Origin of the sequence: Ralstonia sp. AU12-08, assembly GCF_000442475.1 — a bacterium.
GTDB classification, from domain to species: Bacteria; Pseudomonadota; Gammaproteobacteria; order Burkholderiales; family Burkholderiaceae; genus Ralstonia; species Ralstonia insidiosa.
Window position 1 is genome coordinate 37692 of sequence record NZ_ASZV01000032.1, and the last position, 25098, is coordinate 62789.

24 protein-coding genes are annotated in these 25098 nt (G+C 64.7%); 10 read left to right on the forward strand and 14 right to left on the reverse strand.

The window, feature by feature from the left end; translation table 11 throughout:
* Positions 1–9: 9 nt before the first annotated feature.
* Genes C404_RS47060 through purN form a run of 3 tightly spaced genes read right to left on the reverse strand, consistent with a single transcriptional unit; the run spans position 10 to position 2632 of the window.
* The gene (locus C404_RS47060) at positions 10–579 is read right to left on the reverse strand and encodes a phospholipase D family nuclease (RefSeq protein WP_021195747.1); all 570 of its coding nucleotides are present in this window, start codon (positions 577–579) and stop codon (positions 10–12) included.
* On the reverse strand, positions 576–1985 hold the full coding sequence (locus tag C404_RS47065) for an RsmB/NOP family class I SAM-dependent RNA methyltransferase (protein WP_021195748.1): 1410 nt from the start codon (positions 1983–1985) through the stop codon (positions 576–578). Before C404_RS47065 ends, C404_RS47060 begins: the two co-directional genes overlap by 4 nt.
* Positions 1982–2632, reverse strand: a complete 651-nt coding sequence (gene purN, locus C404_RS47070; RefSeq protein WP_021195749.1) for a phosphoribosylglycinamide formyltransferase — start codon at positions 2630–2632, stop codon at positions 1982–1984. Before purN ends, C404_RS47065 begins: the two co-directional genes overlap by 4 nt.
* 415 nt (positions 2633–3047) lie before the next feature.
* Between purN and C404_RS47075 the strand changes: the two genes are divergently transcribed.
* The gene (locus C404_RS47075) at positions 3048–3713 is read left to right on the forward strand and encodes a response regulator transcription factor (RefSeq protein WP_021195750.1); all 666 of its coding nucleotides are present in this window, start codon (positions 3048–3050) and stop codon (positions 3711–3713) included.
* 52 nt (positions 3714–3765) lie between these two features.
* On the opposite strand, the gene C404_RS47080 is transcribed toward C404_RS47075, so the two are convergent.
* The gene (locus tag C404_RS47080; protein WP_031329630.1) at positions 3766–5601 is read right to left on the reverse strand and encodes an ATP-binding response regulator; all 1836 of its coding nucleotides are present in this window, start codon (positions 5599–5601) and stop codon (positions 3766–3768) included.
* A gap of 232 nt (positions 5602–5833) precedes the next feature.
* Here C404_RS47080 and C404_RS47085 point away from each other — a divergent pair, with 232 nt between their 5' ends.
* From C404_RS47085 to lspA, 3 genes are all read left to right on the forward strand, one after another.
* Positions 5834–6832: a bifunctional riboflavin kinase/FAD synthetase gene (locus tag C404_RS47085; RefSeq protein WP_021195752.1), complete on the forward strand. Its 999-nt coding sequence runs from the start codon at positions 5834–5836 to the stop codon at positions 6830–6832.
* A gap of 103 nt (positions 6833–6935) precedes the next feature.
* On the forward strand, positions 6936–9815 hold the full coding sequence (gene ileS, locus C404_RS47090; RefSeq protein ID WP_021195753.1) for an isoleucine--tRNA ligase: 2880 nt from the start codon (positions 6936–6938) through the stop codon (positions 9813–9815).
* Positions 9816–10340, forward strand: a complete 525-nt coding sequence (lspA, locus tag C404_RS47095) for a signal peptidase II (protein WP_021195754.1) — start codon at positions 9816–9818, stop codon at positions 10338–10340.
* A 115-nt stretch (positions 10341–10455) separates the two neighbouring features.
* Here lspA and C404_RS47100 read toward each other — a convergent pair whose 3' ends face one another.
* Positions 10456–11055 (reverse strand): YdcF family protein, encoded by a 600-nt coding sequence (locus tag C404_RS47100; protein WP_021195755.1) that lies wholly within the window; start codon positions 11053–11055, stop codon positions 10456–10458.
* A gap of 142 nt (positions 11056–11197) precedes the next feature.
* Here C404_RS47100 and coaBC point away from each other — a divergent pair, with 142 nt between their 5' ends.
* The 3 genes from coaBC to dut are packed head-to-tail and all read left to right on the forward strand — an operon-like array spanning position 11198 to position 13889.
* A complete protein-coding gene (gene coaBC / locus C404_RS47105) occupies positions 11198–12403 on the forward strand; it encodes a bifunctional phosphopantothenoylcysteine decarboxylase/phosphopantothenate--cysteine ligase CoaBC (protein WP_021195756.1) in 1206 nt (401 codons plus the stop codon).
* A complete protein-coding gene (locus C404_RS47110; RefSeq protein WP_021195757.1) occupies positions 12400–13446 on the forward strand; it encodes an LLM class flavin-dependent oxidoreductase in 1047 nt (348 codons plus the stop codon). The genes coaBC and C404_RS47110 overlap by 4 nt, the downstream gene beginning before the upstream one ends.
* Positions 13443–13889, forward strand: coding sequence for a dUTP diphosphatase (gene dut, locus C404_RS47115; RefSeq protein WP_021195758.1), 447 nt, complete (start codon positions 13443–13445; stop codon positions 13887–13889). The genes C404_RS47110 and dut overlap by 4 nt, the downstream gene beginning before the upstream one ends.
* 205 nt (positions 13890–14094) lie before the next feature.
* On the opposite strand, the gene clpA is transcribed toward dut, so the two are convergent.
* The 3 genes from clpA to C404_RS60030 are packed head-to-tail and all read right to left on the reverse strand — an operon-like array spanning position 14095 to position 17012.
* Positions 14095–16383: an ATP-dependent Clp protease ATP-binding subunit ClpA gene (clpA, locus tag C404_RS47120; protein WP_021195759.1), complete on the reverse strand. Its 2289-nt coding sequence runs from the start codon at positions 16381–16383 to the stop codon at positions 14095–14097.
* Entirely contained in the window at positions 16380–16706 is a 327-nt protein-coding gene (clpS, locus tag C404_RS0130150; RefSeq protein WP_003261876.1) for an ATP-dependent Clp protease adapter ClpS, read from the reverse strand. Before clpS ends, clpA begins: the two co-directional genes overlap by 4 nt.
* A 9-nt stretch (positions 16707–16715) precedes the next feature.
* The gene (locus tag C404_RS60030) at positions 16716–17012 is read right to left on the reverse strand and encodes a hypothetical protein (RefSeq protein WP_152524460.1); all 297 of its coding nucleotides are present in this window, start codon (positions 17010–17012) and stop codon (positions 16716–16718) included.
* A gap of 269 nt (positions 17013–17281) precedes the next feature.
* Here C404_RS60030 and C404_RS47125 point away from each other — a divergent pair, with 269 nt between their 5' ends.
* From C404_RS47125 to C404_RS47135, 3 genes are all read left to right on the forward strand, one after another.
* Positions 17282–17485: a cold-shock protein gene (locus C404_RS47125; protein ID WP_004631953.1), complete on the forward strand. Its 204-nt coding sequence runs from the start codon at positions 17282–17284 to the stop codon at positions 17483–17485.
* Positions 17486–17682: 197 nt separating this feature from the next.
* Positions 17683–18144, forward strand: a complete 462-nt coding sequence (locus C404_RS47130) for a DUF2501 domain-containing protein (protein ID WP_021195761.1) — start codon at positions 17683–17685, stop codon at positions 18142–18144.
* Positions 18145–18225: 81 nt separating this feature from the next.
* Entirely contained in the window at positions 18226–18846 is a 621-nt protein-coding gene (locus tag C404_RS47135; RefSeq protein WP_021195762.1) for a DUF4126 domain-containing protein, read from the forward strand.
* A gap of 3 nt (positions 18847–18849) precedes the next feature.
* Here the strand turns inward: C404_RS47135 and C404_RS47140 are convergent, their stop codons facing one another.
* From C404_RS47140 to C404_RS47165, 6 genes are all read right to left on the reverse strand, one after another.
* The gene (locus C404_RS47140) at positions 18850–19137 is read right to left on the reverse strand and encodes a cyd operon YbgE family protein (RefSeq protein WP_021195763.1); all 288 of its coding nucleotides are present in this window, start codon (positions 19135–19137) and stop codon (positions 18850–18852) included.
* The gene (gene cydX, locus C404_RS59425; protein ID WP_021195764.1) at positions 19134–19259 is read right to left on the reverse strand and encodes a cytochrome bd-I oxidase subunit CydX; all 126 of its coding nucleotides are present in this window, start codon (positions 19257–19259) and stop codon (positions 19134–19136) included. Before cydX ends, C404_RS47140 begins: the two co-directional genes overlap by 4 nt.
* 26 nt (positions 19260–19285) lie before the next feature.
* The gene (gene cydB / locus C404_RS47150) at positions 19286–20428 is read right to left on the reverse strand and encodes a cytochrome d ubiquinol oxidase subunit II (protein WP_021195765.1); all 1143 of its coding nucleotides are present in this window, start codon (positions 20426–20428) and stop codon (positions 19286–19288) included.
* A 10-nt stretch (positions 20429–20438) separates the two neighbouring features.
* Complete coding sequence (locus C404_RS47155; protein ID WP_031329636.1) at positions 20439–21995, reverse strand: cytochrome ubiquinol oxidase subunit I; 1557 nt, start codon at positions 21993–21995, stop codon at positions 20439–20441.
* Complete coding sequence (gene cydP, locus C404_RS47160; RefSeq protein WP_021195767.1) at positions 21992–22177, reverse strand: cytochrome oxidase putative small subunit CydP; 186 nt, start codon at positions 22175–22177, stop codon at positions 21992–21994. The genes C404_RS47155 and cydP overlap by 4 nt, the downstream gene beginning before the upstream one ends.
* Positions 22178–22421: 244 nt before the next feature.
* Positions 22422–25070: a hybrid sensor histidine kinase/response regulator gene (locus tag C404_RS47165; protein WP_232317402.1), complete on the reverse strand. Its 2649-nt coding sequence runs from the start codon at positions 25068–25070 to the stop codon at positions 22422–22424.
* Between the last annotated feature and the right edge of the window lie 28 nt (positions 25071–25098).

The window sequence follows — 25098 nt, forward strand, 5'->3', positions numbered from 1 at the left end:
TGGGCACCGTTATTGCGCACGATAGGGCAACGCATCGCCCACATGCTTCTGCCAGTTGGCGGCGTAGCGCTGCGCGAGGTCAGTATCGCCGCGCACGATCAGTACGTTCTCGGCGTTGCCGCGCTGCGCGGTCTGCGTGAAATTGAAGCTGCCAGTCACCAGCACCGGATGCGACCCACGTGGGTCGACCACGATGACCTTGTTGTGCGCGTTCTTGTAGCGCACCTCCAGCCACACGGGGATACCGGCGTTGGCGATTTCAGGGATGCGGCTGCCGTTCGAACGCATCATCTGCTCACGGTCGGCCAGCACACGTACGTCCACGCCACGCTGATGCGCCGCCAGCAACGCCCGCGTGATCGCCTTGTTCGAGAGCAGGTAGGCCTGCACCAGTACCTGCTCGTAGGCTTGATCGATGGCGTCGGCCAGCAAGCCCTCGATGTCGTCATCCGGTGTGAAGGCCGCCTGCACCGTGCCCTTGGCGGGCTGCACCGGCGGCGTGTTGCGCGCCTGGGCGATGCTGCCCGCGCTGAAGGCCAACACGGTGGCCAACAGCAAACCCAGCCGGCGCAACATCATGCGCGGCGCTCCAGCACGGCGGCAAAGAAACCATCGGTCTGATGCACCTGCGGATACAGCTCGAGGTACGGGCCCATCTCCAGCGCGATCTTCTGCGCGGCCAGCACCTCGCCGGCAGGCACGAGCACGAAGTCTTCATGGGCGGCCAGGAACTGCTCGACCACCTGCTGGTTCTCGCGCGCCAGCACACTGCACGTCGCATAGACAAGGCGACCACCCGGCTTCAACAGCCGCGCCGCCGAGGCAAGAATCGACTGCTGCTTGGTCGACATCTCTTCCACGGCCTGCGCAGATTGACGCCACTTCAGGTCCGGATTGCGACGCAGCGTGCCCAGGCCGCTGCACGGCGCGTCGACCAGCACGCGGTCGATCTTGCCGGCCAGGCGCTTGATCTTGGCATCGTGCTCGCTGTCGATGCGGCTCGGGTGTACGTTCGACAAGCCGCTACGCGCCAGGCGCGGGCCCAGGTTAGACAGGCGCTTTTCCGATACATCGAAGGCATACAGTCGCCCGGTCGAGCGCATCGCCGCACCAATCGCCAGCGTCTTACCGCCCGCGCCCGCGCAGAAGTCCACCACCATCTCGCCGCGCTTGGGCGCCAGGAGTTGGCACAGCAATTGGCTGCCCTCGTCCTGCACCTCGACCGTGCCGTTGGTGAAGATGTCGAGCTTGTTCAGCGCCGGCTTGCCCGCCAGGCGGATGCCCACCGGCGACAGCGGCGCCACGACGCCCTCGATGCCAGCTTCGGCCAACGTAGCAAGCACCGCGTCGCGTTCGCCCTTGAGCGTGTTGACGCGCAAGTCCAGCGGCGCCGGCGTCAGCCAGGCTTGGGCCAGCGCCTCGGTAAAGTCAGCGCCATGCTGTGCGACGAGCGCGTCGAACAGCCAGTCCGGCAAGTTGGCACGCACGCGCGGCGCCAGAGCAGCGCGATCACGGAGTTCCCAACGGTCCAACCATTCGGCCTCGGCCGGCGTCAAGAACGGGGCAATGGCCGCACGGCCCGCGGTTTGTAGCAGGCCGAGCACCACCAGGCGACGGCGCGCGGGGCCGGAGCCGCTCTCGGCAAACTGGCCGAATTCGACCTTGCGGCGCAGCACGGCAAATGCCGCCTCGGCGATGATGCCGCGCTCGCGGTGGCCGAGTTCGTGGTGCTCACGGAAGTATTGGCTGACCACCATGTCGGCCGGTGCCGCAAAGTGCAGCAAGCGGGCGAGCACCTTGTCCAGGTGCTCGAAATGGCTGCCGTGCACGCCCGTGCGGGGGCGCGGAGCACTGCGTTGCTGGGGCTTGCCCTGCGGTGCGCGATACCACCCACCGCCACCCGCGCCGTGACCTGAACTCGGGCGCTTGTTGCCGCCACCGCTGTTACCACCGCCGTTGCGCGAACGCTGACGATCCTGACTCATGCTGCCTCCTGGGCGTCAACGCCAATCACAAGTTGCGACGCATCCGGCGAAACCCGGACCACGCCCTGTTCGACGCGCAAGCGTCCTTCCACAAACCAGCGCACGGCTCGCGGATAGATCACATGCTCCTGCGTCAGTAGCCGTCCGGCGAGCGAGTCCGGCGTGTCGCCCTGCCGCACTTCGATGGCGGCCTGCAATACGATCGGACCGTGGTCCAGTTCGGCAGTCACGAAATGGACCGTCGCGCCGTGCACCTTCACGCCCATGGCCAGCGCCTGCTCATGCGTATGCAATCCTGGGAAGCACGGCAGCAAAGACGGATGAATGTTCAACATGCGTCCGGCGTAATGGTTGACGAAGCCCGGCGTGAGGATGCGCATGAAGCCCGCCAGCACCACCAGATCGGGCGAGAAGCCGTCGATGACCTGCGCCAGGGCGGTGTCGAAGCTGTCGCGGTCGGGAAAGCCCTTGTGGTCGACCACCGCGGTGGCAATGCCGTGTGAGGCGGCAAATTTGAGGCCGGCGGCGTCTGGGCGGTTGGAGATCACGGCGGCAATGCGCCCGGGCCAACCCTCGGCCTGACATGCGCGAACAATGGCTTCCATATTCGAGCCACGTCCGGAAATGAGAATGACGATGTTTTTCATCGCGGCATTTTATCAAGTGCGCCGCACTCCCCCGAGAAAATCCGGTGTGATGCCTCGGATGACGCCCGGGGCGCCGCCGCCATGGCCGCGCCAGGCCCGCTTTTACCGGTAGCGTGGTATTTAGCCGACGGGCTTCAGCAAAATCCCTATCGTGCCGATAAAAACGGGCGTAGGGACGTTGGCGCGCTGCGCCGCGGTCTGATAATCTCGGCCCCATAATTGTCCGCGCACCCGGGGGTCGGGGTGCTGCCAGCGGTGATCCGTCGCATATCTCGCCAACGATCATCCTGCGCTGCAACATCGTGCGGTCGATAACCGTGACGGCTGATCGGCACCAAGCTTGACAGCCACCGCCCGCGCCGGGTCGGCACGCGTTACAACAACAAGAGGGCACTGCCCTCACCGGGGAATAAGAATGACGAGCTCGCTGCGTAGCCTGCTGGTGGTCGACGACCACCCTCTCGCCTTGTCTGGCACGACCACGTTTCTTGCACAAGCCTTGCCAGAAGTCCAGGTGCACGCGGCCATCGGCCGCCGCCAGGCACTGGCACTCGTCGATGACGGTGTCCGCCCGGACGTCGTGCTGCTCGATGTATGGCTGTCCGACTGCACCGGCTTCGATGCCATGCGCGAGCTGCGCGGCAAGTTGCCCGAGGCACGCTTTGCCTTCATGTCGGCCGAGAACACACCCGAAATCGTCGCCAAGGCACAGGCCCTGGGCGCCATCGGCTTCATCGGCAAGCACGCCGATGCACATGCGTTTTCCAAGGCGGTCGCCGGTATCTTCGGTGGGGATTCGTCGTTCCCGTCGGAGGACGACCTGGGTGGCATCAACGGCAAGGGCAACGCCTCGCACGGCATCCCCATCACGCCGGCCGAACTGGGCCTGACGCCGCGTCAGGGTTCAGTACTGGCACTGCTGCTTGAGGGCTTGCCGAACAAGTCCATCGCCCGCCAACTGGGTCTGACGGAGAACACCGTCAAGGAACACGTCTCGGCGATCCTGCAGCGGCTGGGCGTGCGCACGCGTATCCAGATCATCTCGCGCATGGAGCGCTTCCGCCTGACCGGCGCGGCTTGATCGCCTGATTGGATCACGGCGCCGCATTCGACGGCGCCGCCCCCCTCTTACCTCAGTACGCGACCTGCGGCTCGGCCGCGCGCCCGCGCAGCCAGCGCTTGAGCAGCACGCGCAGCATGTTCGGGTCCATCGGCTTGGCCAGCAGCAGATAGCCGGCTTCTTCGGCACGCGCCAGGGCGGCGGAGTTGCGGTCGCCCGTGAGCAGCACGGCGTGCGCGTCCGGATGGCTGACCTGCCAGCGCTCCAGCAATTGCAGGCCATCTTCCTTGCCCGGCAGGCGCAGGTCGCAGAAGATGATCTGCGGGCGCAGACCCTTCGCGAGCAGTTGATCGGCGGCAGTGCCATCGGCGGCGCTGTGCACCTCCACACCCCAGGCTTCGAGCAGCGCGTGCCAGGCCTTGCGGATCTGCGGATCGTCGTCCACCACCAGCACCACGCCCGAGAAGCGCGGCTGATCCAGCACCGCACGCTTCTGCTCGGCACGCGGCTGCGCGGCCAGCGGCGCCTTGATCTCGGCCGGCACCGGGCGCAACGCCATCCAGAACATCGAGCCCCGCCCCGGCACTGAGCGCACGCCAAAGGTGCCACGCAGCAGACGCACGCATTCCTTGTAGATCGACAGGCCCAGACCGAGGCCCTGGCTCGGGTCGCGCTCCGGGTTCTCGACTTGGTAGTAGGTCGAGAAAATGTCTTTCTGGTGCTCGGGCGCGATACCGATGCCGGTATCCCACACCTCGATCCGCAGGTACTTCTGGCGCACGCGCAGCGCCACCATCACGCCACCGCGCTCGGTGTAGCGCAAGGCGTTCTGCAGCAGGTTGAACAGCGCCCGGCGCAACAGCACCGGCTCGGCCATGCCGAACACCGGCAGCGGCGGAATGCGCTGCGTGAGCGTCAACCCCTTCGCACGCGCATCGGGCATGAACTGCTGAACCACCTCGGTGATGACCTCGCCCAGATCCACCGGCTCCAGCGTCGGCGAGGTCTTGCGGCTCTCCAGCTTTGACAGATCGAGCAGCGAGCGGAACAGCAGATCGATGGTGGCCGCGCCCGAGGCAAGCTGCTCCACCAGCGGCGCCAGCGATTCCGACTGATTGCGCGCCCGCAACGCTTCCACCAGCAGCACGATCGCGTGCACCGGCTGGCGCAGGTCGTGGCTGGCAGCCGCCAGGAAGCGCGACTTCTCTTCCGACGCCGACAGCGCGCGTTGTTTCTCGTCCTGATAGCGCCGCGCGAGCTGGCGGCTTTCGTTCTCAAGCTGGATTTCGCGCACCAGCGTGTTGTGGATATTTACAGCGTGCCGCGTCAGCAGCGCCGCGAAGAACAGCAGCACGCCGCGCAGGTACAGCCCGTGCCCGGGAAACGCCTGCTCGGCCAGCAAGAAGTGCGGCGCCAGAATGCCGGTCCCCAGGATCAGCAGGCTGGACGGCACCGGCGCCTGCGAGAGCACCGCCGCTGCCGCCACCCCAATGATGACGATCATCAGCAGGCTGCTGAACTCCAGCGAGGGCGACATCAGGTACAACCCCGCCGAGCAGCCCCAGGCCACCCCGCCCACGGCCGACATCACATGCATGCCCGTCCACCACTTGCGGGTGTGCGGGGCCAGCGTCATGCGGGTCAGGTCGTAGCGATAACCGAAATAGAAGCGCAGGCCCGAGGCGGTCAGGCACAGCATGATCAGGCACCAGCCCAGCAGCGCCGGGCGGATCGAGGCATCCCCCCAGAAAGCTGCCATCGTCAGGGCGGGCAGCACGACGGACGCCGCGATCCCCATGGGGGCGCCGCGATGCACGGCGGCAAGCAGCTTGGCTCGGGCGTCCAATTCAAGCGGCGCGCGGCTGGCGAGCCCAAACTTGGTGAAGAAGATGCGCAACGGGGCGTTCAAAGGGGTGCGGGGAAGAAACCGGATATCGGATTGTGCCGCAAGGTTGCGGCGGACGGGCACACCGTTCGGACGATTGTGCAACACCCCCGCCCGTTCGCCCCCCGCGCCGCCGGCGCTGGGGCAATCCCTTATATAATGTACGTTTTGCTGGATTTTTGCGGATTGTCACGCCAATCCGGCACGGAAACCGTATCCCAGCCGTTTCTTTTTTCTTCGACCAACGACGCTTCTCGTGAAAGTCTTTCGCGGCCTGCCCAACGCCGAGAGCCGCGCGCCCTGCGCGCTGACCATCGGCAACTTCGACGGCGTGCACCGTGGCCACCAGTCGCTGCTGGCCCGCGCGCGCGCGGCGGCCGACGCACGCGGGTTGCCGCTCACGGTCATGACCTTCGAGCCGCATCCGCGCGAATTCTTTATGCCGGACCGTGCGCCCACCCGCATCGCGCTCTTGCGCGACAAGCTGGAGAGCCTGCGCAAACAAGGCGTCGACCGTGTGGTCGTGGAGCACTTCAACGCGCATTTCGCCGGGCAGACGCCGGACGAGTTCGTGCGCAACGTGCTGGTTGACGGCCTGCACACGCGCTGGCTGCTGGTGGGCGATGATTTCCGCTTCGGCGCCAAGCGCGCGGGCGACTTTACTTATCTGCAGGCCGCCGGCGCCCAGTTCGGCTTTGAGGTCGAGCAGATGGGCTCAGTATCGGAATCCGGCATCCGCATCTCCAGCTCGGCCGTGCGCGAGGCGCTGGCCGCTGGTGACCTGGAACACGCGCGCCGCTTGCTCGGCCACGGTTACGCGATCAGCGGGCATGTGGTGCACGGGCAGAAGCTCGGCCGCTCGCTGGGCTTCCCGACGCTGAACCTGCGCATCTCGCATAAAAAGCCAGCGGTATCGGGCATCTTTGTCGTGCAGGTGCACGGGCTGGCTGAGAAGCCGCTGCCGGCCGTCGCCAGCATCGGTGTGCGCCCGACCGTGGATGATTCCGGCCGCGTGCTGCTGGAAACGCATATCTTCGATTACCACGCCAGCGTCTACGGCAAGCTGGTGCGCGTGGAATTCATGAAGAAGCTGCGCGACGAGGCCCGCTTCGACTCGCTCGACGCGCTGAAAGATGCCATCGCGCAGGACTGCATCGACGCGCGCCATTTCTTCGGCTTGGCTGTGCCCGCCGACGGCGAATCGCCAGCCTTGCGGCGCGACTTCGCTACCTCCGCCACCGACCGAATTCAGTAGGCGGTCGATACTCTCGCCGCCCGAAGCTACGCCGCGCACGTGCCCTGCCCTGATAGGCGCGCTGCTCCGATCCGATTTGCCCGAATCTGCCCCACATCACACCATGTCTGACGCCAAGAAGCCCACGCCGGAGAAAAGCAAGTACCCGGTCAACCTGCTGGACACCCCCTTCCCCATGCGCGGCGACCTGCCCAAGCGCGAGCCGCAATGGGTCAAGCAATGGCAGGACAAGCAGCTCTACAAGAAGATCCGTGCCGCACGCAAGGGCGCGAAGAAGTTCATCCTGCACGACGGCCCGCCGTATGCAAACGGTGATCTGCACATCGGCCACGCGGTCAACAAGATCCTCAAGGACATGGTGATCAAGGCGCGCGGCCTGACCGGCCTGGACGCCGTCTACGTGCCGGGCTGGGATTGCCACGGCATGCCGATCGAAATCCAGATCGAAAAGCAGTTCGGCAAGGGCCTGCCCGTCAAGGAAGTGCAGGAGAAGGCACGCGCCTACGCCACCGGTCAGATCGCCCGCCAAAAAGCCGACTTTGAGCGCCTGGGCGTGCTGGGCGACTGGGCCGATCCGTATCTGACCATGAACTTCCGCAACGAAGCGGATGAGGTGCGTGCGCTGGGCAAGATCCTCGAGAAGGGCTACGTCTTCCGCGGCCTGAAGCCGGTCAACTGGTGCTTCGATTGCGGCTCGGCATTGGCTGAGGCGGAAGTCGAATACGCGGACCGTACCGACCTGTCGATCGACGTCGGCTTCCCGTTTGCGGACATCGACGCGCTGGCCAGCGCCTTCCACGTGGGCGCGGATGTGCTCAAGGCCAAGCCAGGCTGGATCGTGATCTGGACCACCACGCCGTGGACGATCCCTTCCAACCAGGCGCTGAACCTGCACCCGGAAATCGAATACGCACTGGTCGACACGCCGCGCGGGCTGCTGATCGTCGCCAAGGAGCGCGTCGAAGCCTGCCTGCAGAGCTGGAAGCTCGAAGGCACTGTGCTGGCCACGTGCGAAGGCGCCGCGCTCTCGGGCGTGCGCTTCCACCACCCGCTCGCCAAGATGGACGCCGGCTACGACCGCACTTCGCCCGTCTACCTAGGCGACTACGTGACGATCGACACCGGCACCGGCATCGTCCACTCCGCGCCCGCCTACGGCGTGGAAGACTTCCAGTCGTGCAAGTCGCACGGCATGCCTGATTCGGAAATCATCAACCCGGTGATGGGCAACGGCGTGTACGCATCGACGCTGCCGCTGTTCGGTGGCCAGATGATCTGGGATGCGAATCCGAAGATCGTCGAAGTGCTGCGTGACTCGGGCAACCTGTTCGACGCGCACAAGCACCCACACAGCTACATGCACTGCTGGCGCCACAAGACGCCGATCATCTACCGCGCCACGTCGCAGTGGTTTGCGGGGATGGACGTGCAGCCCAACGACGGCAACGCCACGCTGCGTGAGACTGCTTTGGCCGGCATCGACGCCACCGCGTTCTACCCGTCGTGGGGCAAGCAGCGCCTGCACAACATGATCGCCAACCGCCCGGACTGGACGCTCTCGCGCCAACGCCAATGGGGCGTGCCGATGGCCTTCTTCGTGCACAAGGAAACCGGCGCGCTGCACCCGCGCACGCCCGAGCTGCTGGAGCAAGTCGCCCAGCGCATCGAAAAGGCCGGCGTCGAAGCGTGGCAAACGCTCGACCCGCGCGAACTGCTCGGTGACGAGGCCGACATGTACGAGAAGAACCGCGACACGCTCGACGTGTGGTTCGACTCGGGCACGACGCACTGGCACGTCATCCGCGGCTCGCATGCGGCGGATCTGTACGACGCCTCGGCTGACCTGCCCGACGGCCGCTTGGCCGATCTGTACCTGGAAGGCTCCGACCAGCACCGTGGCTGGTTCCACTCGTCGCTGCTGACGGCCTCGATGCTGTATGGCAAGCCGCCGTACAAGGGCCTGCTCACGCACGGCTTCACGGTGGATGGCGAAGGCCGCAAGATGTCGAAGTCGATCGGCAACACGATCGCGCCGCAGGAAATCGCCAACAAGATGGGCGCCGAGATCATCCGCCTGTGGGTGGCCTCGACCGACTACTCGGGCGAACTCGCCATCTCGGACGAGATCCTGAAGCGCGTGGTGGAAGGCTATCGCCGCATCCGCAACACGCTGCGCTTCCTGCTCGCCAACCTGACCGACTACGATCACGCCAAGCACGCGCTGCCGACCGAGCAATGGCTCGAGATCGACCGCTACGCCGTAGCGCTGACGGATGCTCTGCAGAAGGAAGTGCTGTCGCACTACGACGTCTATGAATTCCACCCGGTGGTTTCCAAGCTACAGACGTTCTGCTCGGAAGACCTGGGCGGCTTCTACCTCGACGTGCTGAAGGACCGCCTGTACACCACGGCGCCGGATTCCGTGGCGCGCCGCTCGGCACAGAACGCGCTGTATCACATCACCCAGTCGATGCTGCACTGGATGGCGCCGTTCCTGTCGTTCACCGCCGAAGAAGCCTGGCAGGTGTTCGCACATGGCACGGAGCACACCGACACCATCTTCACCAGCACCTACTACGACGCCCCGGTGCCGCAAGGCGCGAGCGCCCTGCTGGAGAAGTGGGCCGCCATCCGCAACGTGCGTGGCGAAGTGACCAAGCAACTGGAAACGCTGCGCACGGACGGCAAGATCGGCTCTTCGCTGCAAGCGGAAGTGACGGTCGCGGCCGGTGACACGGTGTACGACGCACTGAACAGCCTCGGCGACGATCTGCGCTTCGTGCTGATCACATCGGCGGCCAAGCTCGAGCGCGCGCCCGAAGGCGGCGATCTGCTCATCAGCGTGGTGCCGTCAACGCACGCCAAGTGCGAACGCTGCTGGCACTACCGCGCTGACGTCGGCCACGACCACGCCCACCCTACCCTTTGCAAGCGTTGCACTGACAACCTGTTCGGCGCCGGTGAACAACGGAGCGCGGCATAAATGGCGACGCGTAAGAACGGTAAAAGCAAGTCGGTTGGGTTAAAGAAAAGCGGTAGCGGCCATGGCGTGGGCCCGTGGCTGGGCCTGGCTGTCATCTGGATCCTGCTGGACCAGTTGACCAAGGTTGCCATCAGCAAGACCTTTGTCTGGGGAGAGTCGCGCCCCATCACCGGGTTCTTTAACCTAGTGCTGGCCTATAACAAGGGCGCGGCGTTCTCGTTCCTGGCGGCCGCCGGTGGATGGCAGCGCTGGTTCTTCACGGGCCTGGGCGTGGCGGCGGCGGTGTTCATCATCTGGCTGCTCAAGCGGCACAGTGGGCAGAAGATGTTCTGCTTCGCGCTGGCGCTGATCCTGGGCGGCGCGCTGGGCAACGTGATTGACCGCGTCGTCTACGGCCACGTGGTGGACTTTCTCGACTTCCACCTGAACGGTTACCACTGGCCCGCCTTCAACGTGGCGGACTGCGGTATCTGCATTGGCGCGGTGCTGCTGATCATCGACGAACTGCGGCGCGTGCGTCGCTAACGTCAAGGCTGTCCTGGCCAAGGTTCCATCGGGCGTGCTGCGCCCCGGCGAGGACAGCACGTGCTGGACCACTTGATTGGCAAGGCGCCGGGCCGCGAAACATCCATCGCCACCCTCAATAGCGCACGACGTACCACGCCCGCTTGATGTACTCCGCCACGATCGTCCCGGCTTCGTAGATGGGGAACGACTTGGTGAGTGTGTCACCTGGGAATACGCCGCGCACACCCCACGTCACTTCCGGCCAGACCTGGCGGAACACGTTCAATGCGCGGCCGGTGTGGTACCAGCTCGTGACCAGTACGGCGCTGTGCACGGGCTGATCAGCCAACGTCTGCCGCGTCATCTGCGCGTTTTCCATTGTGCTGCCGGACTGGCATTCGTGGCCGATACGGTCGGCCGGCACACCGGCCATCACCAGGCGGCGCTCGATCAGCAGGCAGTCGCCCTCGCCGCTCACAAACACACGCGGCGCCACGCCCGCATGGAACAGCTCCGCTGCGCCGATCACACGCTGGCCCGATTCCCCACCCAGCACGACGATCACGTCTGCGCGGGCGGGTACCGACTCCTCCCGTAACCAAGCCTTGGACTCGCGCACGAGCACGGCACCAATCACCACGGCGACGATAGCGCCAGCGCCAATCACAGCCAATACGTTGCGAACTGCCGGGCGACGAAAAACCGGACCAAAAACCATATCGAGAATGCGCATTTGAGGACAAATCCAGGCGCCGGACGCGCCTGAAGCCAAGCCGGTATCATCGCCACTGTTCAGCGGGCAATGCAAACACTGGGGCACCGGGTTGTATCCTGCCCACGCACATTGCGTCAATCGGATTCAAAAGCAGGTGTTTATGGAACTGCAAGGCAAACATTTCGTGCTCGGCCTGACGGGCGGCATCGCGTGCTACAAGTCGGCCGAACTGGTACGGCTGCTGACCAAGGCCGGCGCTACGGTGCAGGTCGTGATGACCGACGCCGCCACGCACTTCATCACGCCGGTGACGATGCAAGCGCTTTCCGGCCGCCCGGTCTTCACGTCGGAATGGGACAACCGCATCGGCAACAACATGGCGCATATCGACCTCTCGCGTGAGGCAGATGCCATCGTCATCGCCCCGGCCTCCACCGATTTCCTCGCCAAGCTCGCGCATGGCATGGCGGACGATCTGCTCTCCACGCTGTGCATCGCGCGCGACTGCCCGCTGCTCGTCGCCCCCGCCATGAACCGGCAGATGTGGGCCGCACCCGCCACCCAGCGCAACGCCGCCCAACTGCGCGCCGATGACGTCACCCTGCTCGGCCCCGATGCCGGCGATCAGGCCTGCGGCGAAGTCGGCGACGGCCGCATGCTGGAGCCGGAAGACATCGTCGAGCGGCTCGTCGGCTTCTTCCAGCCCAAGCTGCTGCGCGGGCACCGCGTGCTGCTGACGGCCGGGCCGACATTCGAGCCGATCGACCCGGTGCGCGGCATCACGAACCTCTCCAGCGGCAAGATGGGTTTCGCGCTGGCGCGTGCCGCGTCGCAAGCCGGCGCGGAAGTCACGCTGGTCGCGGGGCCTTGTCACCAGGACACGCCCGCTGGCGTGCTGCGCATCGACGTGCAGACCGCCCAGCAAATGCACGACGCCGTGATGCGCGAGCTGGATACAAGCAAGAACGACATCTTCATCGCCGTAGCTGCCGTGGCCGACTGGCGCGTGGCGCAGGCTGCCGACCAGAAGCTCAAGAAGCAGAACGACTCGGACGTGCCCACACTGGCGTTCACGCAGAACCCGGACATCCTGGCGGGCGTTGCTCGCCGCCCGAACGCGCCGTTCTGCGTCGGCTTTGCAGCCGAGACCGAGCGTCTGGAAGAGTTCGGTGAGGCCAAGCGCCAGAAAAAAGGCATTCCGCTGCTGGTCGGCAACCTCGGCCACCAGACCTTCGGCCGCGACGACAATGAAGTCGCGCTGTTCGACGCCAAGGGCATCACGCGCCTGCCGCGCGCCGACAAGCTGACGCTCGCACGGCAGATCGTTGCCGCCATTGCCGATCGCATCCCGGGGACACGGCCATGAGCAAGCCGCCGATCCGCCTGTCCGTCCTCGACCAGAGCCCGGTTATCTACGGCCATGGCGCGCGCGATGCCATCGCCGCGACGGTCGACCTTGCACAACTCACGGATTCCCTCGGCTACACGCGCTACTGGTGCGCCGAGCACCACGGCCTGCGCGGCGTCAGCAACCCCGCGCCCGAAGTGATGATCGCCCGCGTGGCGAGCGCGACGAAGCACCTGCGCGTTGGCTCCGGCGGCGTGATGCTGCCCTACTACAGCCCGTTCAAGCTGGCCGAGCAGTTCCGCCTGCTGGAGGCGCTGTTCCCGAACCGCATCGACCTGGGCGTCGGCCGCGCACCCGGCGGCGACATGCGCACTGCGGCAGCCGTGGCCATGGGCGACTACAACCGCGGCGACATCTTCCCGCAGCAGGTGCAGGAACTGATCTGGCACCTGACCGGCACGCTGCCGTCCGATCACCCCGCTTACGGCGTGCTCCTGCAGCCCGAGATCGACACCAAACCCGAGCTGTGGGTGCTCGGCTCCAGCGATTTCGGTGGCGCACTGGCGGCCCGTCTGGGCATCCGCTTTGCGTTTGCGCACTTCATCAACCCGCACGTCGGCCACATCGTCACGCAGCAGTACCGTACGGACTTCGAACCGAACTACGACGCGCGCCCCTACAGCGCCGCCGCTGTCTTCGTGATTGCCGCAGACACGGAGGCCGAAGCGCGTCGCTATGAAGCCGCCGTCGACTTGCGCCGCCTACAAATGGCGCTCGGCGCCAACGGCCCGATCCCGACGGCCGAGCAAGGCGAGGCCCACGTCTACACCGAGCGTGACCAAGCCATCGTCATGCGCGAGCGGCCGCGCAGCATCATCGGTACGCCGGAATCGGTGGCCGAGCAGATGCACGCGCTCAAGGACCGCTTCGTCGCCGACGAACTGATCGTGCTGACCGTCGCGCCGAGCTACAAGGCCCGGCTGCGCTCGTACGAGTTGCTGGCCGAGGCATTTGCGCTACCATCCCCGGCTTCCGCCACCTCTTCTGCCCCATCCGCATGAAACTCGACGTCAAGATCCTCGACGCCCGCCTGCACGAACAGCTCCCGCAGTACGCCACCACCGGCAGCGCCGGGCTGGACCTGCGCGCCTGCATCGACGCTCCGCTCACCATCGAGCCCGGCACCACGCACCTGATCCCGACCGGCATGGCCATCCACCTGGCTGACCCCGGTTATGCGGCGCTGATCCTGCCGCGCTCGGGCATGGGCCACAAGCACGGCATCGTGCTCGGCAACTTGGTCGGCCTGATCGATTCGGATTACCAGGGCCAGCTCATGGTCAGCACGTGGAACCGTGGCAGCACGGCATTTGTCCTCAACCCGATGGAGCGCCTTGCGCAGCTCGTGATCGTGCCCGTGGTGCAGGCCGAACTGAACATCGTCGACGACTTTGCCGAGAGCGACCGCGGCGCTGGCGGCTTCGGCAGCACTGGCCGCCACTGAGCGCGTCATCCAGAGATAAAAAAACAGCCCGGGATTTCCGGGCTGTTTGTCTTTGGCGATCGCCAAGTGCGATATCAGCGTTAGAACCTGTTCACGATCCGTAGCGAGCGGCTCGAGGTTGAATCGAGAAGCGCAACCGTACATGAGTACGGTGAGCATCGCAGGTTCAAGATCGGGCCGCGCAGTAGGATCGTGGGCAGGTTCGTCAGGCTTCCGCTTCTTCCTGCGCGGGTGCCGGCGGCGCTTCGTTCTCGGAGAACTCCAGCTTCACCGCATCGGCATCGTCCAGGTCCACGACCACCTTGCCGCCGTTGGTCAGCTTGCCGAACAGCAGCTCGTCGGCCAGCGCCTTGCGGATCATGTCCTGGATCAGGCGCTGCATCGGGCGTGCACCCATCAGCGGGTCGAAGCCCTTCTTCGCCAGGAAGCGACGCAGGCGCTCGGTGAAGATGGCGTCCACCTTCTTCTCGTGCAGTTGCTCCTCCAGCTGCATGAGGAACTTGTCGACCACGCGCATGATGATTTCCTCATCCAGCGAGCGGAAGCTGATGGTCGCATCCAGACGGTTGCGGAACTCCGGCGTGAACATGCGCTTGATGTCGGCCATCTCGTCGCCCTGTTCGCGCGTCGTGGTGAAGCCGATGGTCGCCTTGTTCATCGTCTCGGCGCCCGCGTTGGTCGTCATGACAATGATCACGTTGCGGAAGTCCGCCTTGCGGCCGTTGTTGTCGGTCAGCGCACCGTGGTCCATCACCTGCAGCAGGATGTTGAAGATGTCCGGATGCGCCTTCTCGATTTCGTCCAGCAGCAGCACGCAGTGCGGCTTCTTGGTCACGGCCTCCGTCAGCAGACCGCCCTGATCGAAGCCCACGTAGCCCGGAGGCGCGCCAATCAACCGGCTCACTGCATGGCGTTCCATGTACTCCGACATGTCGAAGCGGATCAGCTCAATGCCCAGGATGAACGCGAGCTGCTTGGCGACTTCCGTCTTGCCCACACCGGTCGGGCCGCTGAACAGGAACGAGCCGATCGGCTTGTCCGTCTTGCCCAGCCCGGCGCGCGACATCTTGATGGCCGAAGCCAACGCATCGATCGCCGGGTCCTGACCGAACACGACCGACTTCAGGTCGCGCTCCAGCGTCTGCAGCTTGCTGCGATCATCCTGCGACACGCTTTGCGGCGGGACGCGGGCAATGCGCGAGACGATGTCCTCGATCTCACCCTTGCCGATGGTCTTCTTCTGCTTCGACTTCGGCAGGATGCGTTGCGCGGCACCGGCTTCGTCGATCACGTCGATCGCCTTGTCCGGCAGGTGGCGGTCGGTAATGAAGCGTGCCGACAACTCAGCCGCCGCCGTGAGCGCCGACGATGCGTACTTCACGCCGTGGTGCTCTTCAAAGCGCGACTTCAGCCCGCGCAGGATCTGCACGGTCTGGTCGACGGTCGGCTCCACCACGTCGATCTTCTGGAAGCGCCGCGACAGCGCTGCGTCCTTCTCGAAGATGCCGCGATATTCCGTGAACGTGGTCGCGCCGATGCACTTGAGCGCACCCGACGACAGCGCCGGCTTGAGCAGGTTGCTCGCGTCCAGCGTGCCGCCCGAAGCGGCGCCCGCGCCAATCAGCGTGTGAATCTCGTCGATGAACAGGATCGCGTTCGGATTGTCCTTGAGCGACTTCAGCACGCCCTTCAGGCGCTGTTCGAAATCCCCACGGTACTTGGTGCCGGCCAGCAGCGCGCCCATGTCGAGCGAGTAGACGACGGACTTCGACAGGATGTCCGGCACCTCGCCCTTGGTGATGCGCCATGCCAAACCTTCCGCAATGGCGGTCTTGCCGACACCGGCCTCGCCCACCAGCAGCGGGTTGTTCTTGCGGCGGCGGCACAGCACCTGCACCACGCGCTCGACTTCCTGCTCGCGGCCGATCAGCGGATCGATCTTGCCGGCTTTGGCCAACGCGTTCAGGTTCTGGGTGAACTGCTCGAGCGGGCTTTCCTTGCCGTCGCCACCCTCACCTTCAGGGTTGGCGTCACCGTGCTTGGCCGGTTCTGCCTGATCCTTGCGGATGCCGTGGCTAATGAAGTTGACGACATCCAGCCGGGTCACGCCCTGTTGCTGGAGGTAGTACACCGCGTGGGAATCCTTCTCGCCAAAGATGGCGACCAGCACGTTGGCACCCGTCACTTCCTTCTTGCCGTTGGAAGTGGACTGCACGTGCATAATGGCGCGCTGGATCACACGCTGGAAGCCCAGCGTGGGTTGCGTATCCACCTCGTCCGTGCCGGGCACCACCGGGGTGTTGTCAGCAATGAAGTTCTTCAGGTGCGTGCGAAGGTCTTCGATGTTGGCGGCGCAGGCGCGTAGCACTTCGGCCGCCGTCGGGTTGTCCAGCAGCGCAAGCAGCAGATGCTCCACCGTAATGAATTCGTGGCGAGCCTGGCGGGCTTCAACAAACGCCATGTGCAGGCTGACTTCCAGTTCTTGCGCGATCATGCTTCCTCCATCACACACTGCAGCGGATGGCCCGCCTGCCGTGCATGGGTTGACACCAATTCCACCTTCGTCGCGGCGATATCCCGGGTATAGATACCGCACACGCCCTTACCTTCCCGATGCACAGTCAGCATGATTTGCGTCGCTGTCTCCCGGTCTTTGCTGAAATATTGCTGAAGGATCATCACGACGAATTCCATCGGGGTGTAGTCGTCGTTGAGCAGCAGCACCTTGTACATTGCGGGCGGTTTGAGCGCTTGCTCTTTCCGCTCCAAGACGGTGCCTGCATCGTGTTGTGGAGTGGTCGCTTGCCGGATTGCCATGGTCTTATTCTAACCACTCCTTTCGACTTCGCAATTTAGGGAAATAACGCCGATTTCAAGCCCTGCAAATGGTTTGGCCTGAATTGCGTTCGCCAGCCGGCTCTCCGGGCGAGGGGCATTCCCCGGCCAGCCAAAGGCTGGGAACGGGGCACGCACCAGCCCTGCATGCCGAACGTTTTCGGCAGGTGGGGGCGATTTGTCGAGTTTCGAGCAAAACCTCTTCAAAAACTGACCGTTTTTCGCCACAAACCCACCTTTGGTAGCCTTGACAGTCTGTTGCTTTCCTCGAACAATCGAATTCAACATGTGCGCCTTACTGCCCCAAAAACACTTGGCAGCAAGCCTCATGAATGGTGAGCCCGGGAGGCCTCACACCAGTCGACAACAGATCGACAACCGCTTCAGGCTGTGGTGTTTTGCCACAAGAAGACCGATCGCTTGCGGCGCGGTTCCATCCGCGCCGTTCGTCGTGCCCCAGGGCCGGCGGCCGGGCGATGACTGCGCGGTACCGCTCTGCTCTGCCCCGACAGGCAACCCCTCCCGGCTTGGACTTGTGTTTTCTCGGAGGGGTTTTCATGGCACTCGGTACTGTCAAATGGTTTAACGACGCCAAGGGTTTCGGTTTCATCTCGCCTGACGAAGGCGGCGAAGAGCTGTTTGCGCATTTCTCGGCCATCCAGATGGCTGGTTTCAAGACGCTCAAGGAAAATCAGCGCGTCTCGTTCGAAGTGACGCAGGGCCCGAAGGGCAAGCAGGCCACCAACATCCAGGCAGCCTGATTCGCGTCATCCAGCACCCGGCCTCTGGCAAGGGTACTGAAATGCAAAAAACCCGGCGACCTGCCGGGTTTTTTGTTGCCGGGGCGGTGGAGAATGGCGGCAATGCTGCACGTTGCGCAACACGTCATTTCGTCCGACCGTGCGCTACGGTAGTGGTGTCCCCCCGTTATCCGCACCGTCCACCCAAGGAGCCCCTCATGACCTGCCACCTCACCCGTACCACTGCCGCCCTCGCCCTGGTTGCTGCGCTGCTGCCGGCTGCTGCCCAAGCCCAGATCGGCGATCTCATCAAGGGCGCGACACAGGGTTCTAGCCAGGGCTCGTCCAGCGGCCTGGGCAGCCTCGGCAATCTTGGTGGGGCAGGCGGTCTGCCCTCGCTGGGCTCGCTTACTTCCGGCAGCACGGGCAACGTGGCCGGCGTGCTGGAGTTCTGCCTCAAGAACAATTACCTGGGTGGCGCATCGGGCGCAGCCTCGGTCAAAGACAAGCTGCTGGGCAAGCTGGGCGGTGCCCCTGCCTCTGACACTGGCTACAGCAATGGCGAAAAAGGCCTGCTCACCGGCTCCAACGGCAGCACGTTTGACCTGAGCAGCGTCAAGGAGCAGATCACCAAGCAGGCGTGCGACAAGATCCTGTCGCAGGGCAAGTCGCTGCTGTAAGCCAACCGGGCGGGCCTACGGGCACTACACTGCCGATATCAGCAAGCGCCCGTCTGGCTGCCTGAACACGCAAGGAGCCCCATGCTGGAAACTGCCGCGCTGGCCGCAGGCTTGTCCTGGACCAGCGGATTCCGCCTCTACCTGGCCGTGTTTGCCGCCGGTGTGCTGGGCCGCACAGGCTGGCTGCACCTGCCTCCGGGGCTGCAGATGCTCGAATCGTGGTGGGTGATCGGGTTGGCCGGTGTGCTGGCCGTGGCAGAGTTCCTGGCCGACAAGATTCCGGGGTTCGATTCTGTCTGGGACAGCATCCAGACCTTCATCCGCATTCCCGCCGGGGCCATCCTGGCGGCGGCCGCATTTGGGCAGCTCGATCCGCAATGGATGGTGGCGGCGGGGTTGATTGGCGGCACCCTGGCTGGAACAGCGCACGCCACCAAAGCCGGCACGCGTGCGCTGATCAACGCTTCTCCCGAGCCATTCTCGAACTGGGTGGCGTCGTTCAGTGAGGACATTACAGCGACCGGCGGGCTGCTGATGTCGTTCTTCCTGCCGGCCGCATTCCTGGTGGTGCTGGCGATCTTGCTGCTGGTGGCTGTCTGGCTGCTGCCGAAGCTGTGGCGTGGTGTGCGGCGCCTGCGCGATGCGCTGCGCGGGCGCACGTCGGAGCCACCTGCCGCTGGCCCCACCCGACTGCCACACTAGTCCTTAACGAAGGACGCGCAGCAGCCCAAACAGCACCAGTGCCAGCGCGCACGACCACCCGGAAAACAACACGCGCCACACCCAGTGGCGCGGAACAAACCCCACACCACGCACCAACCCCGCGCTCATCGCCCAGAACAGCAGCATGGCGAGGGTGTGGTCCGCATGGCCAGCACCATTGGTGACGATGTACGGATACACCGTGCCGACCGCCATGACGATCAGCCCGGCGGCCAGGCTGGCTGCGTGGATGCGCGGCTTATGGGCTTCGCTCACGTTGGCCGTGCTCACGCGCGGTCCTCGTCGGTGGCAGCACCGGCGGCGCGCGCGTCGCTCACCTCACCCCACATCGCGTTGAGCACGGCCAGCAGTACGGCAAAGCCGACGCCCAGGACCCAAGTGAAGTACCACATGTCATGTCCTCCGGTGGCTAGCGGGGTTAGTAGAGCGAGTGCTCGTTGGCCCGGATGTGTTCGACCGTCACCTTGCCGCGCATCACGCGGTAACACCAGCTCGTGTAGATGAGGATGATGGGCGTGAAAATGATCGCCGCCCAGAACATCAGGCCCAGCGTGAAGTGGCTGGAGACGCTGTCCCACACCGTCAGGCTGGCGGCGGGCATGCTGGACGACGGCAGCACGAACGGGAACATCGACGCGCCCGCCGTGGTGATGATGCCCGCCAAGCCCAGCGCCGACAGCACGAAGGCCATCAACGTGCACCCTGCCCGCACCAGCACCGTTGCCAGCAGCGGCCCAAGCACGCCGAGCAAGGGCAACAGCCAGAGCAACGGCTGCACTTGGTAGTTGTGCCACCACGCATCGGCGGCGCGCGCCACCGTCTTGGCCATCGGGTTGGACACGCCAGCCGGGTCGATGGCTGAGGTGATGGCATAGCCTTCGATGCCACCCCAGCGCAGCCATGCACCCGCCGCGACGAAGGCAATCACGGCGACAATCGCGGCGCCGGTTGCGGCCTTCGTCGCACGTTGCTGGATCGCCCCTTCGGTGCGATGCGCGAGATAGATGCCGCCGTGCATGGTGATCATCGCGCTCGACACCACGCCGGTCAGGATGGCGAACGGGTTCAGCAATTGCCAGAACGTGCCGGTGTACGTCACCACCATGAAGGTGTCGAAGTGGAACGGCACACCCTGCAGCAGATTGCCGAACGCCACACCGAAGATCAGCGGCGGCACCGCGCCCCCGACAAAGAGGCCGATATCCCACGCTTTGCGCCATGTGGCGTTATGGATCTTGCTGCGGTAATCAAACCCAACCGGGCGGAAGAACAACGCCCACAGCACGGCGAGCATCGCCCAGTAGAACCCGCTGAAGGCCGTGGCATACACCAGCGGCCACGCGGCAAAGATCGCGCCGCCGCCGGTGATGAACCAGACCTGGTTACCGTCCCAGTGCGGGGCGATGGTGTTGATGGCGACACGGCGCTCGTCGTCGGTCTTGCCGACGAAGGGCAACAACGTGCCAACGCCCATGTCGTGCCCGTCCATGATGGCGAAGCCGATCAGCAGCACGCCGATCAGCAGCCACCAGATGACCTTGAGGGTGGGATAGTCGAACATGGTGGCCTCCTCAAGCGTGGGCGGCTTCGAAATCGTAGCGACCGGTACCGAGGCTGCCGGGCCCCTGCCGCGCGAACTTGATCATCAGGTACATCTCGACAATCAAGAGCAGCGTGTAGAAGCCGATGAAGCCTGCCAGCGAGCCGTACAGGCTGGCCTCGCTCAGCGTCGACACGCTCAGGTGCGTGGGCAGCACGCCGTAAATCGTCCACGGCTGGCGGCCGTATTCCGCCACCACCCAACCAAGCTCAGCAGCGAGCCACGGCGCGGGCAGCATCCACAGTGCCCAGCGCAGCAGCCACGCCGGCGCCTTGCGCTGCGGCCGCAGCGTGCTCCAGAACGACAGGCCGAACAGCGCCAGCATCAGGAAGCCCAATCCGACCATGGCGCGGAAGCCCCAGAACATCGGCCACACACGCGGCACGGTGTCGTCGACCGCCTTGTCGATGATCTCGGGCGTGGCTTGCCGCACATCGGTCACGTACTTCTTGAGCAGCAGGCCAAAGCCCAGGTCTTGCTGATGGATCTGCAGCGTTTGGTGGGCGGCGGCATCGTCCGGGTTCTTGCGCAGCGTTTCCAGTGCGGCCACCGCCTCGATACCACTCACGATGCGGCCGCGGTTGCGCACCTTGATCTCGTGAATGCCCGGAATCTGCTTGGACACCGAGCGCGTGCCGATCAGGCCCATCACATAGGGAATCTCGACCGCCCAGTCGTTCTTCTGCTCGCGCTGGTTGATCGACGCGATCATGTTGAAGCTGGCCGGTGCGGGCTCGGTCTCCCACATGGCCTCGATGGCGGCCATCTTGGTTTCCTGCGCTTCGCCCACCGTGTAGCCGGATTCATCGCCCAGCACGATCACAGAGAGCACGCTGGCCAGCCCAAACGCTGCCGCCACCCGGAAGCTGCGTCGCGCAAACTCGACATCGCGCCCGCGCAGCAGGTACCAGCTCGAGATCGACAACACGAACATCGCGCCCGTCACGTAACCGGCCGACACCGTGTGCACAAACTTGGCCTGCGCCACGGGGTTGAAGACGACGGCCCAGAAGTCCGACATCTCCATGCGCATAGTCTGCCAGTTGAAGTCGGCACCCACCGGGTTCTGCATCCAGCCATTGGCGATCAGGATCCACAGCGCGGAGAGATTGGTGCCGATCGCCATGAGCGTCGTCACCAGCAAATGCTGCGTCTTGGTGAGGCGATCCCACCCGAAGAAGAACAGGCCGATGAAGGTGGATTCCAGGAAGAACGCCATCAGCCCTTCAATGGCCAGCGGCGCCCCGAAGATGTCGCCCACGTAGTGCGAGTAGTACGCCCAGTTGGTACCGAACTGGAATTCGAGCGTGATACCGGTGGTCACCCCCAGGGCGAAGTTGATGCCGAACAACTTGCCCCAGAAGCGCGTCATGTCCTTCCAGATGACCTTGTTGGTCATCACGTAGACGCTCTCCATGATGACCAGCAGCCAGACCATGCCCAGCGTGAGCGGCACGAACAGGAAGTGGTACAGCGCCGTCGCCGCAAACTGCAGCCTGGATAGATCGACCAAGTGCTCGGATATCACGGATGCCCTCCCTGCGCTGTTGGTGGTGTCACGCCAATTCCAATTCGGTCGGCGGCCCGCTCTGCATCGACCGGCACCTGGTGATCTCGCACGAAGACCCACCACAGCACGGCCAGCACCGCCACCTTGATGGTGACGGCGACAAACAGATGGCGGGCAAGGCGGCGATCGTTGGGGCTCACAAGGTCGGGCGCTCCAGGGGCGGGCCAGTGCCATCGGCGGGGCTTCCTGCCGATGGTACAGAAAGTCACATGGGAGCCAGTCTAGTCACCATTGCGATGACTGACAAACGTTTCCCGACCGCATTTGTGAGGCATTGCTCACCCGCAGTCGCGTCACGACGGACGGTGTGCGACACGTGCTGCACCGCACCAGCAGAAACGCACCACTGGCGAATGGGGCTTTACCTGACCCGCGAGCCTGACGCTAACTGCAGAGCCGTTGCAGCGCTGCCAGATCACCACGGGTAGCCAGTTGGCGGACTTGCATGGCAAATGCCTCGCATTGCGGATACTCAGTGTGCAGGGCATCGGCCCAGTCGATCAGATCGGAGATGGCGCCCAAGTCGATCAATGCCAGCGCCACCGCGCGCGCCTGCGGCGGCGGGCCAACCAATGGTGCTGCCTCGGAAGCATCCGCCACGGGCGGGAGCCGGTGCAGCCCCAGCAAGCGCATCAGGGCCTCTTGCAGTTCGGCCAGATTGATCGGCTTGAGCAGGGAGGCATCAAACGCAGGCGTTGCAGGGCCGTCGTTGGCCGATGCGGTTAACGGAATCGCCGACAGGACCACCACAGGAACCCCGGGCAGGTGTTGCCGAGCAGCCACCAGCACTGCAAAGCCATCGGCGCCGGGCATCAGGTAGTCGGTCAGTACGAGGTCGGGGCGCGCATCGCCCGCCTGCGCCATTCGCTCGATGATCGAGACACCGTCGGAGGCAGTCTCGACGGCAAAGCCCAGACTCGATAGTTCGTCGGCAAGCAAGCGACGGATGTCGGCCGTGTCTTCCGCAATCCAGATGGTCAAGCCGCTGCCGTCGATGCTGGGCGCGACCGCACCGATGTCGGCAACGTGGTGGCGCGAGACGGCATCTTCGGCGGCGACCGTTGCCGTCACATCCAGGCGCATCGACGTGCCGGCACCCAGCGCGCTGTCGATCTTCAGCGTACCGCCCATGCGTTCGATCCACTGCCGGACGATGGCCAGCCCAAGCCCCGTGCCAGGCTGGGTGCGCGCCGTGTCCAGCCGCTGGAAGGGCTCGAAAATGCGCTGCTGATCTTCAGGGGCGATACCGGGCCCGGTGTCCTTCACGATCAAGGTCAGCCGCACGGCTTGCCCGATCTGCACCTCGCCCTCGCAATCGATCAGGAGTTCAATGCTGCCGCTCGTGGTGTACTTGGTTGCGTTGTCCAGCAGATTGCCGAGCACGCGCCGCAAGCCCTTGGCATCCAGCTCAAGTACGGGCGGCAACGGCCGTGCGATGTGGAAAGTGAACTGGTTGCCGCGACGCCGAGCCAGCTCAGCACCTTCCTGCACAACAGCATCGAGCAGCGCATGCACGTAGACCGGCGTGCTGTGCAATGCGTCCGGCTCGCCGCCACGCGCATAGTCGATCAGATCGTTCACCATGGCGAGCATGTGCCGCGCACTGCGACCGATGATCCGCCCCCGCTCAGCGTTCTCCTGACCCGCGGTCTGCACCAGCTCAGCAAAGCCGATGATGGACGTCAACGGCGTGCGCAGATCATGGCTGATGCGCGCGAGAAAATCGGTCTTGGCGCGGTTCGCCTCATCAGCGTCAATGAGGGCCGTGCGCAACTCCTGCGTGCGCTCGACAACAGCGTGCTCGAGCTTGAGCTGATCCTGGCTCTTGGCATCCAGCAGCGCCTGCTGGATCGCGGCGTGCGCGGCAGACGTCTCGCGCGAGCGCTGAATCACAAGCGCGCCCATCATCAGCAGCGTCGCCAACTCCACCAGCCAGGACAGCCCAAGACCAGCATGCCAGCCACGGTTCAGGATGCCGTGGAACTCCAGCAGCCCCACCAGTTGCACGGCCCACACAACGCCAAACGTCAACATGAACAACCGGGCGTTGGGCAAGCCTCGCCGCCAGGCATCCACCATCGAGAGCGCCCACAGCACGTTGAACACGGCGACCACGATATTGGAATAGACAGCGCCGGCGCGGTAATCCCCCAGCAGGGTCCACAAGCACCCGGCCACCAGGAACACTCCCACCGTGCGATAGACCCACTTCCAGACGGCGATCCGCCCCAGACCGACAAAGGTCATCGTAGCTGCGGCGTAGAACACCGTGGTGAGCACACCCAACGTGGAAGGTGCGCGCAGGACCCACTCCCCGCCGGCCTGCAATACATAGCGATACAGGTACCCCTGAATCGCCATGCTGTAGAGAACGGCAAGGCAGATCCACCCGAACAGCAGCAGGAAGCCGCGATCCCGCCCGGACCATCCCTGGATGAGCGCGTACAACGCCAGCATGAATGCAGGGCCCAGCAGGAAGGCCTGCAGCATCAGGTCATACCCTTCGCGCTGACGGAACGCAGCGGGCTCCCAAAGCTGCGGATCAATATTCACTGCAGAGCGGCTGTGGACCCGCAGGGCAAACATCATCTGCTCGCCTGGGGCCAGCGTGACCGGGAACACCGGAATCATCGCCGGAATGGGCCGGGCGTCCAGCGGCAGACGATTGCCGCTCGGAATGGTGTCGAGCGCGGTGTGCCCATCGGGCGCCAGCCGGTAGTAGTCGACCGACTCCAAGCGCGCAGGGTCCACCGCCAGCCAACGCGTCACCGGCTGAGCGCTGTTGTTGCGCAGCGTTCCTCTGAGCCAGAAGCGAGAAGCGGTGTAGCCCGGGTTCAAACTCTCCCCAGGGATTGCCATCCAGTCGGTGCTGGCCATGGCAGCCTCAAAATCCAGCCGGCCCGTCTTGTCTTCCAGCAGAGATAGATCGCGCAGCAGCGTCAGAGGCTTGGCATCGGTGCCCCCCCTCTGCCCTACGTCAATCGGCTTGGCCCACGTCGGCTGGCCGATCAACCCGACAAGCACAGCCAGCACGAGTGCCAAGCACAGCGCCCAGCACACA